Origin of the sequence: Paenibacillus qinlingensis (assembly GCF_031455095.1) — a bacterium.
Taxonomy (GTDB): domain Bacteria; phylum Bacillota; class Bacilli; order Paenibacillales; family NBRC-103111; genus Paenibacillus_E; species Paenibacillus_E qinlingensis_A.
This window is the reverse complement of record NZ_JAVDSB010000025.1, coordinates 1-15,158: the sequence shown is the minus strand read 5'-3', so window position 1 is coordinate 15,158 and position 15,158 is coordinate 1. Positions and strand designations below refer to the sequence as shown.

Sequence of the window (15,158 nt, the reverse complement as noted above, 5' to 3'; positions counted from 1 at the left end):
TTCACCCTTCACTTCCCCCTTCGTCATCTAATAAAGCAGGAATGGTAATCAGAACGACCGTTCCTTCTTCAAGCTCACTGCTCACGTGGACGCCATAGTCCATGCCGAAATAAAGCTGAATACGTTCATGCACATTGCGCAATCCGACGCCGGAACCCTTCTCGCTTTTTACTTGCCCGGACAGAATACTCTTTAGGGTTTCCTCTGACATACCCACCCCGTTATCTCGAATCTCAAAGAGAATCTTCCCTTTTTCCATCGTCACACTAATTTCAATGAACCCTTCGTCCACCATGTACTCGATCCCGTGATAAAGCGCATTTTCCACAAAAGGCTGCAGAATCAGCTTCAGTGTTTTGTAAGGAAACAGCTCTTCCGAGACACGAATTTCATATTCAAATTTGTCTTTATAGCGCATTTTTTGAATGATCAAATAGTTGCGAATATGCTCGATTTCTTCCCCAATCGTAATAATATTTTTACCTTTGCTCAGCGATATCCGGAAAAATTTCGAGAGCGACGTAATCGTTGTCACAACCTCTTCCTTCTTTCCATTACCAACCATGCGAACAACCGAATTGAGTGTATTGTATAAAAAATGGGGATTAATCTGCGACTGGAGTACCTCCAGCTCGTTCTTCCGTTTTATTTCCTGTTCCTCGATACTCTGATTCATCAACTCGCGAACTCTAGAAACCATCAGATTAAATCGCCTTGACAGCTGTTCAACCTCATCGGCTCCGCGCACATGAATATAGGTGTCGAAATGTCCTTTCTCCACCATTTCCATTGACTTCTTCAATCGCTTGATAGGCTGCGAAATCCTTGCCGACATGAAGGCAGAAATCAGCAGAATAAACAGCAATACAATCATTAACAGCCAGATCATGAAGGTTGAGATTTCCTTGCGTGTTGTCACCATCTCATCCATATAGGAGACTCCAATAATCTTCCATCCGATGTTATTGACCGTCCGCACGACGTTTAGCCGCGACTCTCCCTCTCGTTCGTCCATGTATTGGCCATAGGAGAATTTGAGTGCCTGCTCCACATTTTCATACTTTAGACCAATATAAATAAGCTGCTGCTGCGGATGGTACACGATGCTGCCCGCAGAATCGTCAATGATATAGACATAACCTTTCTTCCCAAGCGATACCGTACGGAACACATCATCCAGTGTCTTGAAATTGATATCAACCAAAATAACCGCATTCACCAGTTTCCCATTCTGTTCAATCGTGACCCCCTTACTCATGGAAACCACCCACTTGTAGGGATCTTTGAATAGGTTCTGGATATGCGGTAAAGAGAAAGTAAGATGGTTGGGGTTATCGAGGGCAGACCTAAACCACGGCTGCTCGAGCAACCGTGTATTTTTACGCATTTCTGTCATCGGCACACCCGTGACCAACCCGCCATCTGCAGTAAATAAATGAATAGACACAATATCCTCACGTGTACTGGCTATGGTGTCTAACTGTTCGAGCAGCTTGTCCGACGGGATGCCGCGGCTCCTTGCAATTTTGGCATCCACGACCTCAAATGTATCCGACATCCCCTTGATGTACTGCTCCAAGTTGAATTGCACTTGCTCAATCACCTGTGCCGTACTCAGAAAAGCTCCTTCTTCGGCCGTTTTAGCAAATTTATTATAAAGGACCAATGAAACAACGAGCATGACCGTTACAGTAATAAGGATGAATGACATTGTAATTGTAAATTGAATACTTTTTACCCGCATCGTGTCGTTCAAAACGTTATATAAAGCTTTCAGCAGCGTACTCACTCTGCGTTTCAACCAACTCTCCCCTTTCTTAGTTTCTACAGCCCTTTGGTGCTGTTATTGCGATACTCCTTCGGGGAAACGCCGACATTTTTGCGGAAGGAGAAGCTGAAATAATTCGCATCGGCATAGCCGACCTTTTCAGCGATTTCTAACGCCTTCATGTCCGTAGAGCGCAGGAGCTCTTTCGCGGCTTCCATTCGTATGAGGTTCAAATAGTTCACGAAGGTCATTTTGGTTTCTTTTTTAAAAATAGAACTAAAATATCCCGCGCTAATATGCAGATGTCCGCACACTTTATTAATCGTGATATCCCCTTCATGATAATGGCTTTTCGTATAATCCTTCGCCATTTCCACCAAGTTTTTATAGGTATACTGACGATCTGTTGCAATATGAGTCATCATGCTGGCGCACAGCTCGGCCAACCAATGCTTCGCTTCCTCCAAGGAGGTGAACTTATTAATCTCTGTAAAAGGAATGAAGCTTTCGCCAAAGACCTCGTCGACATTCAGATTGGAGTCCTTCGCTGCTTTCAAGATACAAGTAAGAATCTCAAGCAAATAGATTTGATAATCCTTCACCGACACACCAGCCTCGATGCCTTGAAACAGCTCATCAATCGTCTCCCGGATCTCTTGCGTCGTGCCTACCTTAATGCAACGGGTCAACGCATGTTCCTTCACATCATCGAATCGAATCTTATCCACGCTGCGCTTTTCCACATCATCTATGTAAATCATACGATTACTGCCCAGAATCAGTCTGTAATCAAGGGCAAGAACAGCATCTTCATACGAATAGCTGATTTTCGTTACATCCTTCATTACACTTCCGACTCCGACGGTCAGGGTGAATTTCAAATATTTTTCCACGCTCTGTCGAATTTCTTCCAACACACGCATCGTTTCTTGCAGCGCCGCTTCCTGATCTTGATTCTCTCTCGCTGCTAACAACACAACTTGATCATCATGCATGAAAACGAGGCCAAGCCCGCGCTTGCCTGCGATTTCCTCGGATATATTTAAGAGTGCAAAATATTTCAACGCCTGATCTTCCGAGTATTTCAACGATACCGACTTCGACAGTTCTTCCCGATTCTCCGAATCCTCTTCGGAAATAAAGACCCCATCGATGCTCAACACAGCCACCACATAGCTATTGCCGCTTAGGGCTATCCCGTAATTCGCTGCTTTCTCATTCACTTCGTCTCGCGGAAGCTTACGATTCATTAATGTCGCTAAGAAATTCTCCTTCAGCACAGGCATACTCTTACGATAATGCTCCTTCAGCAGCTGCACATCCTCCCGATGCGCAACCTCTTCCTGGATGTGTCCTTTTACCTTCAAAAGAGCATTCACCAGCTCCTGTGCAGAAAAGGGCTTCAGCACGTATTCATCAATGTGCAGTTTAATCGCCCGCTGCGCGTACTCAAATTCATCATGCCCTGTCAGGATGATGAGCTTAATTGTGGGAAAGCGCTCTCTAATTGCTTCTGCTAGCTGTAAGCCATTCATAAAAGGCATTTGAATGTCCGTCACAACCACATCCGGTTGCAAACGCTCGACCATCTCCAGCGCTTCTTTCCCGTTCTCCGCCTTATCGACAACTTCAAAGCCAATGGTTTCCCAATTTATTTCACGGACGACGCCTTCCCGTACATCCTCTTCGTCATCCACTAACAGCAGCTTGTACATGCTGACCTCCTAGGACTTCCCATAGTAGAAGTATCCACTTTCACGTTTCTAATGATCACCATCATTGTACTCACTGGCTACCCAATATACAAATAGAAATCATGATGTGCGTGAGAAATACAAATAACCCGCCGTTTCTCCAATAATCCGATTTGTCCGAACTAAATCCACGCTCTGCGCCAACAATCCTCATTTAGTCCGAATTAACCGATCTAAATCAACCCAACTAACCTTCTCCCGCAAAAAGTGGACATTTAGTTCGATGGAATCGGACTATTCATGCTTTCCCCCTCGGAATTTGCGATTTAGTTGGGAAAACTCGGACTAAATCGGAATAGAACAGGCTGCCGCTGACGGCGTTGCTGCTCGTGCGAGTTCCTTTTGCCAACAATGAAATTAGTCTACATTTAATCGACAGTCTCAACAATTGGACTAGCGTCACCCCACCGCTTTTCCCCGCTAACAGTCGACAAACGAAAAGTTGGTAAAAATCCCCTAATGGGTGGTAGAATTAGCTCATGTATATGTAAATCCTGACATTCATCTCATTTATCATTTAGGAGGTTAACTATTTGAATATCACACCGATCTCACGCATCGCTTCCCTCATCAAAGAAAACGTTGGTCACGTTATTATAGGCAAGGACGACACCATCGAGCTCATGGTCATCGCGCTGATTGCATCGGGCCATGTGCTGCTCGAAGATGTCCCCGGCACAGGAAAAACCCAGCTGGCCAAAGCACTTGCGCGCTCCCTGGACGGCTCCATGAAGCGTATCCAGTTCACGCCCGATTTGCTGCCGTCCGATGTAAGCGGCATCAATTTCTTCAACCAGAAGCTGGGCGAATTCGAATTCCGCCCAGGTCCGCTCTTCGCTCACATCGTGCTCGCCGATGAGATTAACCGCGCGACGCCGCGCACACAGTCCAGCTTGCTGGAGAGCATGGAGGAGCGCCAGGTCAGCATCGACGGGGAGACGCGCAAGCTCGAAGCGCCGTTCCTCGTCATTGCGACGCAGAACCCCGTCGAGAATCAGGGGACGTTTCCCTTGCCGGAAGCGCAGCTCGACCGCTTCCTGATGAAGCTGTCCCTCGGCTATCCGACGGCAGCCGAGCAGGTCGTGATCTTGCAGCGCTACCAGCAGCAAGATCCGCTGGATCAGCTGCTGCCGGTCGTGAGCCGCGCCGAGCTGCTCGAAGCGCAGCTGCTGTTCACGCAGGTGCGCGTCAGCGACGAGCTGCTGCACTACATCGTGCAGCTCGCGGAAGCGACGCGCACGCATGCCGATGCCGCGCTCGGCGTCAGCCCGCGCGGCGTGCGCGCCTTGATGAAGGCGGCGCAGGTCTACGCGGCGCTGCGCGGCCGCGATTATGTGCTGCCGGACGACGTCAAGGCGCTGCTCGCGCCCGTCTGGGCGCACCGCATTATGCTGCGTACGCGCTCGCGCCAGCAGGATCAGCAAGTGCTCGCGCTGCTGACTCGCATAGTTGCCGCTACCCCCGTTCCTACGGAAGTGAAACTGGGGTAACGATGAGCATAAGCTGGATTGTGATTATCGCTGCCGCTCTCTTCTTCCTCCAGTTTCAGTTTTTTGCCCGCTGGGGGTTTCGCGGACTTCGTATCGAACGAACCTTCAACCAAACCCATTGCCATGTCGGCGATGAGATTCAAATGATCGAGACCATCGTGAATCGGAAGCTCGCACCCATTCCCTGGCTGCGCTTGGAATCCACCATTCATGCGGGGCTCCATTTCACCCGGATGAATAATCTGGAAGTGAGCAGCGGCTCCCTTTTTCAGAATCACCGCAGCTTGTTCAGCCTCATGCCTTATACACGCATCGTTCGGCGCCATGGCGTGCACGCAGCGAAACGCGGTTGGTACAAGCTGGAAACCGTTGCAGCGACGATCGGTGATTTCGTCGGTGTGCAAGCAGCTTCGACCACCCATTCCATGCACGTCGAGCTGCTGGTATACCCACGTTTGGTTAATCGTGATGATATACCACTCCTCTCCAGTCGGTGGCAGGGTGACGTGACGGTTCAACGCTGGATCATGCCCGATCCGTTTCTCGTATCCGGTGTAAGGGAATACCGCTATGGAGATACGATGAACAGTATCCACTGGAAAGCTACCGCTCGAAGTGGGCGGCTTCAAGTGTACAATCGGGAGTTCACGGCAGATCCCCGATTACTTATCGTTGTTAATAGCCAAGTCACGCCAACGATGTGGGATGCCGTTACCGATCCTGAACTCGTGGAGAAAGCCCTCTCCTATGCAGCAACATTAGCTGAACATGCCATTAGCCGAGGGGTTCCCGTTGGCTTTGGCTACAACGGTTGGCTGCTGAATGAGCCAGGTGCTCCCGTCTATTGTGAACCCGATGGCGGCTGGTCGCATCTGGAGCATCTTTATCAAACCATGGCCAAGCTCGCTATTTCATGTGCCCGCTCCTGTGAAGACTTTCTCGATTATGGCATTGAGGTTGTAGGCGAGGCTTTGGATATCATCCTAGTGACAGCCTACGTGTCTGAGGGAATCGCACGAAGCATTGAACGACTAGAAGCCTTAGGACATTCCGTATTCATTGTTCCTTTAGATCACAACCTGCTTGAACTCGACGAGAAGGAGGCGACTCCATCCGATGCTCAAGCCCTTGCTTGATCAAACGCACTCTCGCCCTAATCATCTATACGCCATCTTACGAACATACGGCATTGCTCTCCTATTCGGCTTTGTCGAGCTTATTAGCTTTGCCCCTCTAGTTATATTGGCTCAAGTCTATGCCTTAGATAGCACGCTTGTTATTACTTGTATCCAGGTACTGCTATGCTATGTAATCGGCGCCTATTTCGGTCACTTCACATGGCTGTCTCGAAAAGGGTACGAACACCTCATCTGTATAGCTGTAGGTTTTGGACTATCCTATTTCTTTCAATTGTCTCTTTTACACACTGCGTTAGGTGCGGCCATAGGAGCCCTTCTCGTCTATCGAGGCATACGGTATACCAAAGATGGATGGAGCTCGCAGTATACACCTGGCATTTTCGTCATCTCAGGCGTGATGTACTTCATTGGCGTTCCGATCATGACACGAGTGGAAATGATTCAGCCTTATCAGTTGGCCTTAAATGGACTCGGATTCGGCACGCTGATTCTCTACTTCTTTATAACGAATCGCACGCAGCTCCTTGTCGCCACCTTAGCAGGCAATGATCGCGATGCCGCCTCGTCACTGTCGCAAACCGTAAAACGTTCCAGTCGCATCTGGCTGATCGGCTTTATTGCGGTGATCGCCGCTGTCGGTTATTTTCAGCAAATCAAGCAAGGATTAACGAACCTTCTACTCGGCATGGTTGCTTGGCTCTTAGGGCTGATGTCCTCTGAAGCACCACCGGAGGTGCCCGTAGCGAGCCCTTCAGCGCCCCCTCCAATGGCGTTTCCACCAGCACCTCCGGATGAGCCGGGATGGTTCGACATTCTCATGCAGGTTATTGCGCAAGTGATTGGCTATATTTTCGTAATTGCACTTGTGCTGTTATGCCTCTATCTGCTCCTAAAGAAGCTTGGCCCAGCCCTTTTTTCTTTCCTGAGGCGCTTTTGGAAGCAGTCGCTGCGGAACGAACAAGGAGATACGAGCGATGGCTATTCGGATGAAAAAGAAGCCCTTCTCGACTGGAAAGAGCTTCCTCAACTCTGGTGGCGCAAAGCTAGCTCAGCGTTGTGGCCAAATTCACAACGCGATCCGTCTTGGTCGCAACTGCCGAATAACCAGGAGCGTGTCCGCTATCTGTATCGTGTGCTGATTGGTCAGGCGAGCAAGAGCGGTTACTCCTTCAAACGCGCGTTAACCCCTAACGAAACAGGCTGGGAGCTCACGCATCAAACACCGCTTGCAGAGGCTTCTGTCCAGGCACTCACCAGTGTTTATAATCGGGTGCGTTACGGACGAGAAGCGATTTCAGACGAAGAGCTGGCTCAGGTGCTCCAAACGCTGGATCCGAACATACGGAATCAGCTGAAATGATGATGTGAATATGATGGCCTGCCACAATCCGTGTTATAACAAAAGGTATCCTTCGTGTCTCCCACGCGGATACCTTTTGTGTTTACTGCGTTAGCTCAAAGCCATGTGCTCTTGCAGGCTTAAATCCGATCCGGTATAAATCCCTCGGACGCACGAATTCTTTCAATCAATTTGGATTCATCTTCTCTATTCCCGAATGCTTCATAGTTCAACTGAGATACTTGCTCATGATCGGATTTATGCTCCATTCTAATGTGCACCATACCCGCATTCGCCTCCCATTCTTTAGACAAGCCTACCCTAAATCATACACGTTTATCTCCAAAATGGTACAAAGAAACAGGCTCATCCCTACTTCCAAATGAGCATTTTGAAAATAACCGTCACATATTTTCAAAACTTCGCATATACATAATTGTTTGAATACATTCGATTGAGGTGGTTTTGAGATGTTAGCATTAAAAACCGGTTCTGAAAAAGAAGAAGTGCTTCACACGCTTAATGAAATGGGCTTGGATCAAATCGCCAGATGGATCCTCGTATTACCTGAAGACAGGTGGGAAAGCATGTTTCTCTCGACATGGCCAACACTTGCCAAAAAATGCGGCTTTCACAGATAGCTGCTTTCTTTTACATACAGAGAGGTGGTTTAAATAATGAGACTCCTAAACGCTCTACACCTTCAAGGTGCAGGGCGTTATTTGTTTCATTTCCCCTGTTTAAACGCTTTCAAACGCTTTCAATAAAGGATTGTGACTAGGTTAAAGAGAATGTAGTAAAGACAGTTCAAATCTCATGTAGCGTTTATCTATCCTGTTCCTGTTAGATTTACCTTACTACCGCTCATCTTGAAGGAGGATCTCCCGTTTGAAGTCCGTCACTGTGAATGATTTAGTTAAACGTTTTTCGCTCGAAGTTCTCGCTGGCCATTCGGAACTCCACCGTCCTATTACGAAAACAAAGGCACATCGTCCCGGTCTGGAATTCGTTGGCTATTTTGAATATTTTCCACAAGCACATGTTCAGCTCCTTGGTCGCAAAGAAATTACCTACCTGCATAAGCTCAGCGAAAATGAACGCAATTTGCACATCGGTAATATTGTCAAATATCACCCGCCTTGTTTTGTAGTAACACGAAACCAAGAAGGCTTAAAATACTTAACCAAATACTGTGAAGAAGAACGCATCCCTCTTCTGCGTACCAGCTCACCAACGAGTAAATTTCAAGACTTAGTCGATTTATTTTTAAGCAAATCACTTGCTCAGGAGATCGCCGTCCACGGGGTTTGCGTCAATGTTTCGGGCATCGGCATCCTGCTGCGCGGGAAATCCGGTGTTGGCAAAAGCGAAACCGCCCACACACTGATCCGTAGAGGGCATCGTCTCGTTGCCGATGATATCGTGGTGCTCAAGAAGATTAGCCCTGAAACACTGCTCGGTACGCATAATGGCAAAACGAAGGAGTTCCTCGCGCTGCGCAGTGTCGGACTCATCAATGTCTCACGGCTGTATGGCCGCAAGGCTTTTCAAGATGAAACACGCATCGTACTCGATATCGAGCTTACGAAGTGGCAGGAACATGCGCTGAACAATGATCTTGAGCTAGAACCCACGTTCACCGATTATATGGACATTCAAATTCCGCATATTGAGATCCAGTTACAACCTGGACGTGATGTTGCTGGACTTATTGAAGCTGCTGCGAACAGTTGGTATTTGCGCCAGCAGGGCTACAGTGCAGTTGAAGAATTCATGCAGCGATTGCAATCCGACACCGACTAATCGTTCTTCCTTCAGCTAGTGAATTAGATATGTACCGTCCCAAAACCTCCCTTCAGCCCGAAAGCTGTTAGCGGAGGTGTTTTTATGTTCTCAAAAATGCGAATAACACTGATAGCTATTATCATAGCTGCATTAACGATCTGTGGTTGGACCGCTTACGCTGCAACGTCATCCAGCTCGGCAACATCAACAACCATCTTGGGTAAGCTGACAACCCTAACGGAGGATACGATTACTTTACATACGGATACTGGAGATCAGACCGTTCCTTTAGCAACGTCCGTCTGGGTTTACCTGAATGACGAGAAAGCACAGTTACGCGATTTACACACGGGGGATGAGATTGATGTCATTCTCAATAACAAAAAACAGGCCGCCTACGTGAAGGGAGCTTCAGCAACTGCGATTTCTTCTGGAGCAACACCGTCTGTATCACCTGTTCCTAGTGAATCACCTACACCCGTAGCTGTTCCTGTCCCTAGTTCTTCGGCCGCTCCTAGCTCATCCGCGGAGCCAACTTCTTCCCCTACGAAAGTAGGGAATAAGCCAGCAGCTTCGCCACCAACCAATCGGTCGAACCTGAAGGATGTGGACATAAGCGTAGATGGGCAGCATTTCAATTTTCATTTGAAGCAAACGAAAGGAGCACATGGTTCTCAATATGATCTGAGCATCCAGTCTCCGCATGCCGGCAGAATTCATCTTACTGGATCGCAAGCTCAAGCTTGGATCTCCAAACTTCTGGGTTCTATTGACTTATCTGCACCTGATGCACGGGAAATAGTGAGCCAGCAGCTCGCCAAACAATACAATTTAGAAGCCAGTAAATTGAATGTTCATTTGAATGTACATGCCAATGACCAAGAAGATGACAAAGAAGTTGAGAAAAAACACGATAAAGATGATGATAAGAAACCTCAAAAAGACAAAAACAATGACAAAAAGCCCGGTAACAACAATAAAAATGACTAACTAGAAAAGAGAAAGCCCTCGTCCTCCGTAATCGGATTTCGAGGGCTTTCTTATTTATCTCCGTTTCTCTTTCCCATGTCCATGTCCTTGTTCCTCTTGCTTGTGCGGCCCCTTATCAGGCTTCCCTGAGGGCTCTGCGGAGTGAGGCTCTGTTGTCGAGCCTTCCTTCTGAGGCTTCTCCGTCACGCTCATCGGAATGTCAAAAGGAATAACTGGTGTTTGAGCTAGCGCACGACTGAGCATCTCACGAAATAATACAGCAGGCACTGCCCCTCCTGAGGTTGTTAAATAATGCTGCGCATCTGTACGGTCATAACCAACCCATACCGCTGCCGTCAACTCCGGCGTGTAGCCAACGAACCACGCATCCTTGGCACTTCCGCTGCCGATTCCCTCGAACTCCTTCGTACCGGGCAGCTGCGTTGTCCCTGATTTCCCTGCTACGGGGCGATTCATGGCCGCATTCTTCCCTGTCCCCTGCGCTACGGCCGTCTGCAGCATCGCAGTCATCGTCGTTGCCGTTTCAGCACGCATCACCGATATTCCCTTTGCTTTCGATTGAACTAGCAGGTGCCCATCACTTGTCTCTATACGGGTGATCAGATGCGCAGGAGTCAGAACGCCCTTCGCGGCAAAAGCACTAAAAGCCTGTGCCATCTGTAACGGTGATACCCCCTCGGATAGGCCGCCCAGCGCAATACCTAATTGCCGATCTTGTGCGGGTAAAGTTATCCCCAGAGACTTCGCGAATTTCAATCCATTATCAATCCCGATCTCATGCAAAAGCCAAACCGCAGGAATATTCCAGGATGATGTGATAGCCTCTTGCATCGAGACTTGCCCCCTGGACTGGTGATCCCAATCTTGCGGCTGATAGCCTTCAATATTCAGGGGTCCATCAAACAACATGGACGAAGGTTTATACCCGCTTTCTAAAGCCGGGCCATATACCGCCACAGGCTTAAAAGCAGAGCCAGGCTGTCTTTTTAATTGGGTTGCACGGCTGAACCCCCGAAAGACCCCCTCACCCCGTCCACCGGCTAAGGCTCTAACACCTCCCGTTTGCTGGTCCACAATTGCAGCGCCGGTCTGGATAAGCTGATCTGGCTTACTCGCAGGGAACAGACTGTCGTTGTTAACCACATCGGTAACTGCTTTCTGCACCGCAGGATCTAACTCTGTCGTAATCCGCAATCCGCCTGTCAGCAATTGTTCTTCCGTAAATCCATACAGGGTCACGGCCTCCTCGATAACGGCATCAACATAAGCCCGATATCGCCCTTTCGCCTCATTCGTGTTGACCGTCTTCACGGCACCCAGTGCTGCAGCTGCTGCTTTCTCGTATTCCTCTTGAGAGATTTTACCTTCCTTCTGCATCAGCTTAAGGACCGTATTCCTTCTCTCCAACGCCTGTTCTTCGTTCTGAAAAGGGGAGTAATGGCTTGGTGCCTTAGGCAATGCCGCTAACACCGCTGCCTCTGGCAAGGTGAGGTCAGTCACATTTTTATTAAAATAAGTCTTCGCCGCTCCCTGCACACCCCAACTGCCTTCGCCGAAATAAATCTTATTCAGATACATTTCTAGAATGTCATCTTTACTGTAGCTACTCTCGATTTGGATAGCGTAAGCCGCTTCCCGCAATTTCCGGCCTACCGTTTTATCCGCAGTAAGAAAAAGATTACGTGCCAACTGCTGCGTAATGGTACTTGCTCCCTCCGAATAGCTTCCTTTGAGTACATCCCGAGCGACAGCACGGACAATCGACTTCATGTCAACTCCTTTATGCTCATAGAAACGTCTATCCTCTACCGCGACAATCGCGTCAATCAGCACCTGTGGGATGTCTTTAAAAGGTACCGCATCAATCTTTGACGCGGACAGCTGTGAAGCCATTTGACCATTTTTATCGAGCACGATGGATGCTTCAGGGAGCGGCTGATTCAGCAGCGACACATCCAGTCTTTTTATATATAAAAAGCTCATTAACACTATACCCACACTCACGAGCAGGACTATACCAACACCCCATTGCCATAAGCGTCGAGGTACTGCCTTTAATTTAAACATGATCATGCCTCCTAACGTACCTCATAGTTATTCGTATGACACTTCCAATAAGTGTCCTATGCGTGTAAGAAGACACAAAAAAGCCTTCAACCCACCTTCCTTAGGCTGAAGACTTCTCACATTAAGCTATTGACGTTGGCGCTCCAAAAACACTCGCATACCCGCTAATTCCGCTCAGAACGCGTTCCATATCCCCTTTGCTCATCGTACCATAGCGCTCCACAGCGTCTACGATTTTCGGGAATAAATGCACATCCCCCGCACTCGCAAAACCACACACGCTTGGGAATGACAGCACGAAATGCACACAAGCATCGATAATCTCCTGCTGATCAAAAGGCTCGTACCACGTCGCATAAGGACGCTCCGCCCCTTCAACCCAAGGCGCCTTCGCAATCGCTTTGATCACACGAATCGCTGTCTGCTGTTTGTTCGCTTCCGCCATCAGAGCATCAACGGCCTCACGATATGCTGGTAAGCCATACATGTAGTAGTTCAGTGGGAACAGTATGGTGGCAAAAGGGAACCTCCTTAGCGCTTCCAAATGAACAGCAGGCGCCTCATGTCCATGTCCTGTAATCCCAATTTCCTTCACAATGCCTTCGCTTTGCGCCTCCAAAGCTGCTTCCAGCGCGCCGCCCTTGGCTGTGCATTTGTCCAGTTCCTCCATCGATCCCACGGCATGCAGTTGCAGCAGATCTACCGATGACACCTTCATTCTCTCCAAGGAGCGATAAATCTCTTCTTTCGCTTCTTTCTTCGTTCTTTGCCCTGTTTTGGTAGCTAAAAAAATGTCATCACGCACCCGGCTAATCGTCGGGCCCATCCGTATTTCTGCGTCTCCATAGCTCGCCGCTGTATCGAAATGATCAACACCATGGTCCAGTGCGTAAGCGATTGAGGCATCAGCCTCTTGCTGAGTGACTTGACCTAGACTAGCTGCGCCAAACATCACTACAGAGGTTTCTTTATTCAATCGGCCTAACGTTCGCTTCAACATCATTAGATTAGCTCCTTCTATCATCGAGTATGTATTCTCTTTATTTACAAATCTCTGCGCTTTGAAACCTCAGTCGGCAGATATCTGTTTCATTTGCTTCCTCAGATTAAGCTGTAACACGCCGGCTGCTAGCAGTAACGCGCATCCTGTTAATAAGAATACAGAATGAATACCAACTAAACCGCCTAAAAATCCGCCAATCAAAGGACCGATCATCATCCCCAATTGATTCGACGTTTGGTTAAGACTCATAGCCCTCCCTCGGAAATCAGCATCGGAAGCTTTTACAATAAGCGCACTCAGTGCGGGATAGACTGCAGCGAAGAATAACCCATAACTGAAACGAAGCACACCGAAAGCGATCAAATTATGCGCAGCCAACTGTAGCAGGTTCCCAATACCGCCACCGATTAAGCCAATGAGCAGCGTCTTGTCATAGCCGATTCGCTGCCCAATGATGCCCCATCTTGATCCCATGATGACGGTCGCCACCCCTGCAGCCGAGAAGATAATACCCGAGCTTAATGAAGCGCCCTTAGCGCTTCCACCAATTTGCACGACATAAATCGTTAGTAGCGGTTCTAAAATCATTACCGAAGTTGCCACTAATACGGTTAGTCCAAAAATGGATAATAACTGCCTATTTGCAGTCGCCTGTTTAATATCCTGAAGCACACTTGGACGTGCGCCTGCCTTCTTATGATGCACTTCCTTCACACCGACTACAGCAATCACAGCAGAAATCAGGACGACGAAGCCAGATGCTAGGAAGCATTCTCTCGTACCTACCCAATGGCTGAGCATCCCGCCAAACAAGGGTCCTAGGATACTCCCAGCTGCTGTCGCCGTTGACATAACACTCAAGGCATAACCAACATGCTTCTCAGGTGTGTTCGTACTGACTAACGCCATCGATGCGGGAATATAACCCGCCATAAGTCCCTGTAGAACACGAACAACAATAAACATATAGGGATCATTCACAAAATAATTAAGAAAATAGACAGCACTTAAGCTTAGTCCTGAGCGAAGCAGCATCGGTTTTCTGCCGTATTTGTCTGCTAGAGAGCCCCAATACGGTGCGATTAACGCACTCGCCAGAAAGCTCACAGAGAACGTGATCCCCGACCATGCCTCCAACCCGCTATGTATGCCCAAGTCCTCTTGCAAAAATATAGGGATAAATGGGATGGAAAGCGTATACGCCATCGCGCAAAAGAATGCTCCAATCCATAAAATAAATAGATTTTTCCTCCATCGTAATTCCATGTTGTAGCCCTCCTCCTTGTCTACTATACACCAACCTACCCTCGAATCCCAGTTAATAGCAGTTACGTATGCACAAAAAAAGCATAGACCGCATCAGCATGAAGCTGACAGTCTATGCTTTCTTTCTTGATCGGGACGACACGATTTGAACATGCGACCCCCTGCTCCCAAAGCAGGTGCTCTACCAAGCTGAGCTACGTCCCGATGCAATAGTGATAAAAATGGCGCGCCCTGAGAGATTCGAACTCCCGACCTTTTGATTCGTAGTCAAATACTCTATCCAGCTGAGCTAAGGGCGCTTAATAAAAAAAATGGAGCGGAAGACGGGGATCGAACCCGCGACCCTCGCCTTGGCAAGGCGATGCTCTACCGCTGAGCCACTTCCGCATAGGGATCCCCAAGCCGTAAGCTACGACTTGGGGATGTTTGATGCGCGTAGAGGGACTTGAACCCCCACGGTCACCCGCTAGATCCTAAGTCTAGTGCGTCTGCCAATTCCGCCATACGCGCATGCTGTAAATAAGGCAAATGGTGAGTCATGTAGGATTCGAACCTAC

At 48.4% G+C, this 15,158-nt stretch carries 12 protein-coding genes and 4 tRNA genes; 6 read left to right on the top strand and 10 right to left on the bottom strand.

The features are described from left to right. Nucleotide 1 precedes the first annotated feature (1 nt). Both J2736_RS31820 and J2736_RS31815 read right to left on the bottom strand, forming a co-directional pair. Nucleotides 2-1,744, bottom strand: a complete 1,743-nt coding sequence (locus J2736_RS31820; RefSeq protein WP_310502610.1) for a sensor histidine kinase — start codon at nt 1,742-1,744, stop codon at nt 2-4. A gap of 80 nt (nt 1,745-1,824) precedes the next feature. Then, a complete protein-coding gene (locus J2736_RS31815) occupies nt 1,825-3,483 on the bottom strand; it encodes a response regulator (protein WP_310502569.1) in 1,659 nt (552 codons plus the stop codon). Nucleotides 3,484-4,055: 572 nt separating this feature from the next. Here J2736_RS31815 and J2736_RS31810 point away from each other — a divergent pair. The 3 genes from J2736_RS31810 to J2736_RS31800 are packed head-to-tail and all read left to right on the top strand — an operon-like array spanning nt 4,056 to nt 7,511. Then, on the top strand, nt 4,056-5,012 hold the full coding sequence (locus J2736_RS31810; RefSeq protein ID WP_310502568.1) for an AAA family ATPase: 957 nt from the start codon (nt 4,056-4,058) through the stop codon (nt 5,010-5,012). 2 nt (nt 5,013-5,014) lie between these two features. Beyond that, nucleotides 5,015-6,148 (top strand): DUF58 domain-containing protein, encoded by a 1,134-nt coding sequence (locus J2736_RS31805; protein WP_310502567.1) that lies wholly within the window; start codon nt 5,015-5,017, stop codon nt 6,146-6,148. Further along, nucleotides 6,129-7,511 carry a DUF4129 domain-containing protein gene (locus tag J2736_RS31800; protein WP_310502566.1) on the top strand — a complete coding sequence of 461 codons (1,383 nt, stop codon included), beginning with the start codon at nt 6,129-6,131 and terminating at the stop codon, nt 7,509-7,511. The genes J2736_RS31805 and J2736_RS31800 overlap by 20 nt, the downstream gene beginning before the upstream one ends. Nucleotides 7,512-7,630: 119 nt before the next feature. Here the strand turns inward: J2736_RS31800 and J2736_RS31795 are convergent, their stop codons facing one another. Beyond that, complete coding sequence (locus tag J2736_RS31795; protein ID WP_310502565.1) at nt 7,631-7,804, bottom strand: hypothetical protein; 174 nt, start codon at nt 7,802-7,804, stop codon at nt 7,631-7,633. Between the two features lie 156 nt (nt 7,805-7,960). Between J2736_RS31795 and J2736_RS31790 the strand changes: the two genes are divergently transcribed. The 3 genes from J2736_RS31790 to J2736_RS31780 all read left to right on the top strand — a co-directional run bounded on the left by J2736_RS31790 (nt 7,961) and on the right by J2736_RS31780 (nt 10,265). Continuing rightward, nucleotides 7,961-8,131 (top strand): hypothetical protein, encoded by a 171-nt coding sequence (locus J2736_RS31790; RefSeq protein ID WP_157264501.1) that lies wholly within the window; start codon nt 7,961-7,963, stop codon nt 8,129-8,131. Nucleotides 8,132-8,378: 247 nt separating this feature from the next. Beyond that, nucleotides 8,379-9,293, top strand: coding sequence for an HPr(Ser) kinase/phosphatase (gene hprK / locus J2736_RS31785; protein WP_310502564.1), 915 nt, complete (start codon nt 8,379-8,381; stop codon nt 9,291-9,293). 84 nt (nt 9,294-9,377) lie between these two features. Then, complete coding sequence (locus tag J2736_RS31780; RefSeq protein ID WP_310502563.1) at nt 9,378-10,265, top strand: hypothetical protein; 888 nt, start codon at nt 9,378-9,380, stop codon at nt 10,263-10,265. Nucleotides 10,266-10,319: 54 nt separating this feature from the next. Here the strand turns inward: J2736_RS31780 and J2736_RS31775 are convergent, their stop codons facing one another. From J2736_RS31775 to J2736_RS31745, 7 genes are all read right to left on the bottom strand, one after another. After that, nucleotides 10,320-12,332 carry a transglycosylase domain-containing protein gene (locus J2736_RS31775; protein WP_310502562.1) on the bottom strand — a complete coding sequence of 671 codons (2,013 nt, stop codon included), beginning with the start codon at nt 12,330-12,332 and terminating at the stop codon, nt 10,320-10,322. A 121-nt stretch (nt 12,333-12,453) separates the two neighbouring features. Continuing rightward, on the bottom strand, nt 12,454-13,335 hold the full coding sequence (locus tag J2736_RS31770) for an aldo/keto reductase (RefSeq protein ID WP_310502561.1): 882 nt from the start codon (nt 13,333-13,335) through the stop codon (nt 12,454-12,456). A gap of 66 nt (nt 13,336-13,401) precedes the next feature. Next, nucleotides 13,402-14,601: an MFS transporter gene (locus J2736_RS31765; protein WP_310502560.1), complete on the bottom strand. Its 1,200-nt coding sequence runs from the start codon at nt 14,599-14,601 to the stop codon at nt 13,402-13,404. 130 nt (nt 14,602-14,731) lie between these two features. Next, nucleotides 14,732-14,805: transfer RNA gene (locus J2736_RS31760), tRNA-Pro, on the bottom strand. A gap of 18 nt (nt 14,806-14,823) precedes the next feature. Further along, a tRNA-Arg gene (locus J2736_RS31755) sits at nt 14,824-14,900 on the bottom strand. A gap of 13 nt (nt 14,901-14,913) precedes the next feature. After that, nucleotides 14,914-14,988 (bottom strand) — tRNA-Gly (locus J2736_RS31750). Nucleotides 14,989-15,031: 43 nt separating this feature from the next. Beyond that, nucleotides 15,032-15,111, bottom strand: a tRNA-Leu gene (locus tag J2736_RS31745). Nucleotides 15,112-15,158: the final 47 nt, after the last annotated feature.

Excerpts from the sequence above, each read along its gene's own strand:
- J2736_RS31780 (WP_310502563.1), top strand. The coding sequence starts at position 9,378 with ATGTTCTCAAAAATGCGAATAACACTGATAGCTATTATCATAGCTGCA.
- J2736_RS31820 (WP_310502610.1), bottom strand. The coding sequence starts at position 1,744 with ATGCGGGTAAAAAGTATTCAATTTACAATTACAATGTCATTCATCCTT.
- J2736_RS31800 (WP_310502566.1), top strand. The coding sequence starts at position 6,129 with ATGCTCAAGCCCTTGCTTGATCAAACGCACTCTCGCCCTAATCATCTA.
- J2736_RS31770 (WP_310502561.1), bottom strand. The coding sequence starts at position 13,335 with ATGATGTTGAAGCGAACGTTAGGCCGATTGAATAAAGAAACCTCTGTA.
- J2736_RS31790 (WP_157264501.1), top strand. The coding sequence starts at position 7,961 with ATGTTAGCATTAAAAACCGGTTCTGAAAAAGAAGAAGTGCTTCACACG.
- J2736_RS31815 (WP_310502569.1), bottom strand. The coding sequence starts at position 3,483 with ATGTACAAGCTGCTGTTAGTGGATGACGAAGAGGATGTACGGGAAGGC.
- J2736_RS31805 (WP_310502567.1), top strand. The coding sequence starts at position 5,015 with ATGAGCATAAGCTGGATTGTGATTATCGCTGCCGCTCTCTTCTTCCTC.
- J2736_RS31765 (WP_310502560.1), bottom strand. The coding sequence starts at position 14,601 with ATGGAATTACGATGGAGGAAAAATCTATTTATTTTATGGATTGGAGCA.
- J2736_RS31775 (WP_310502562.1), bottom strand. The coding sequence starts at position 12,332 with ATGTTTAAATTAAAGGCAGTACCTCGACGCTTATGGCAATGGGGTGTT.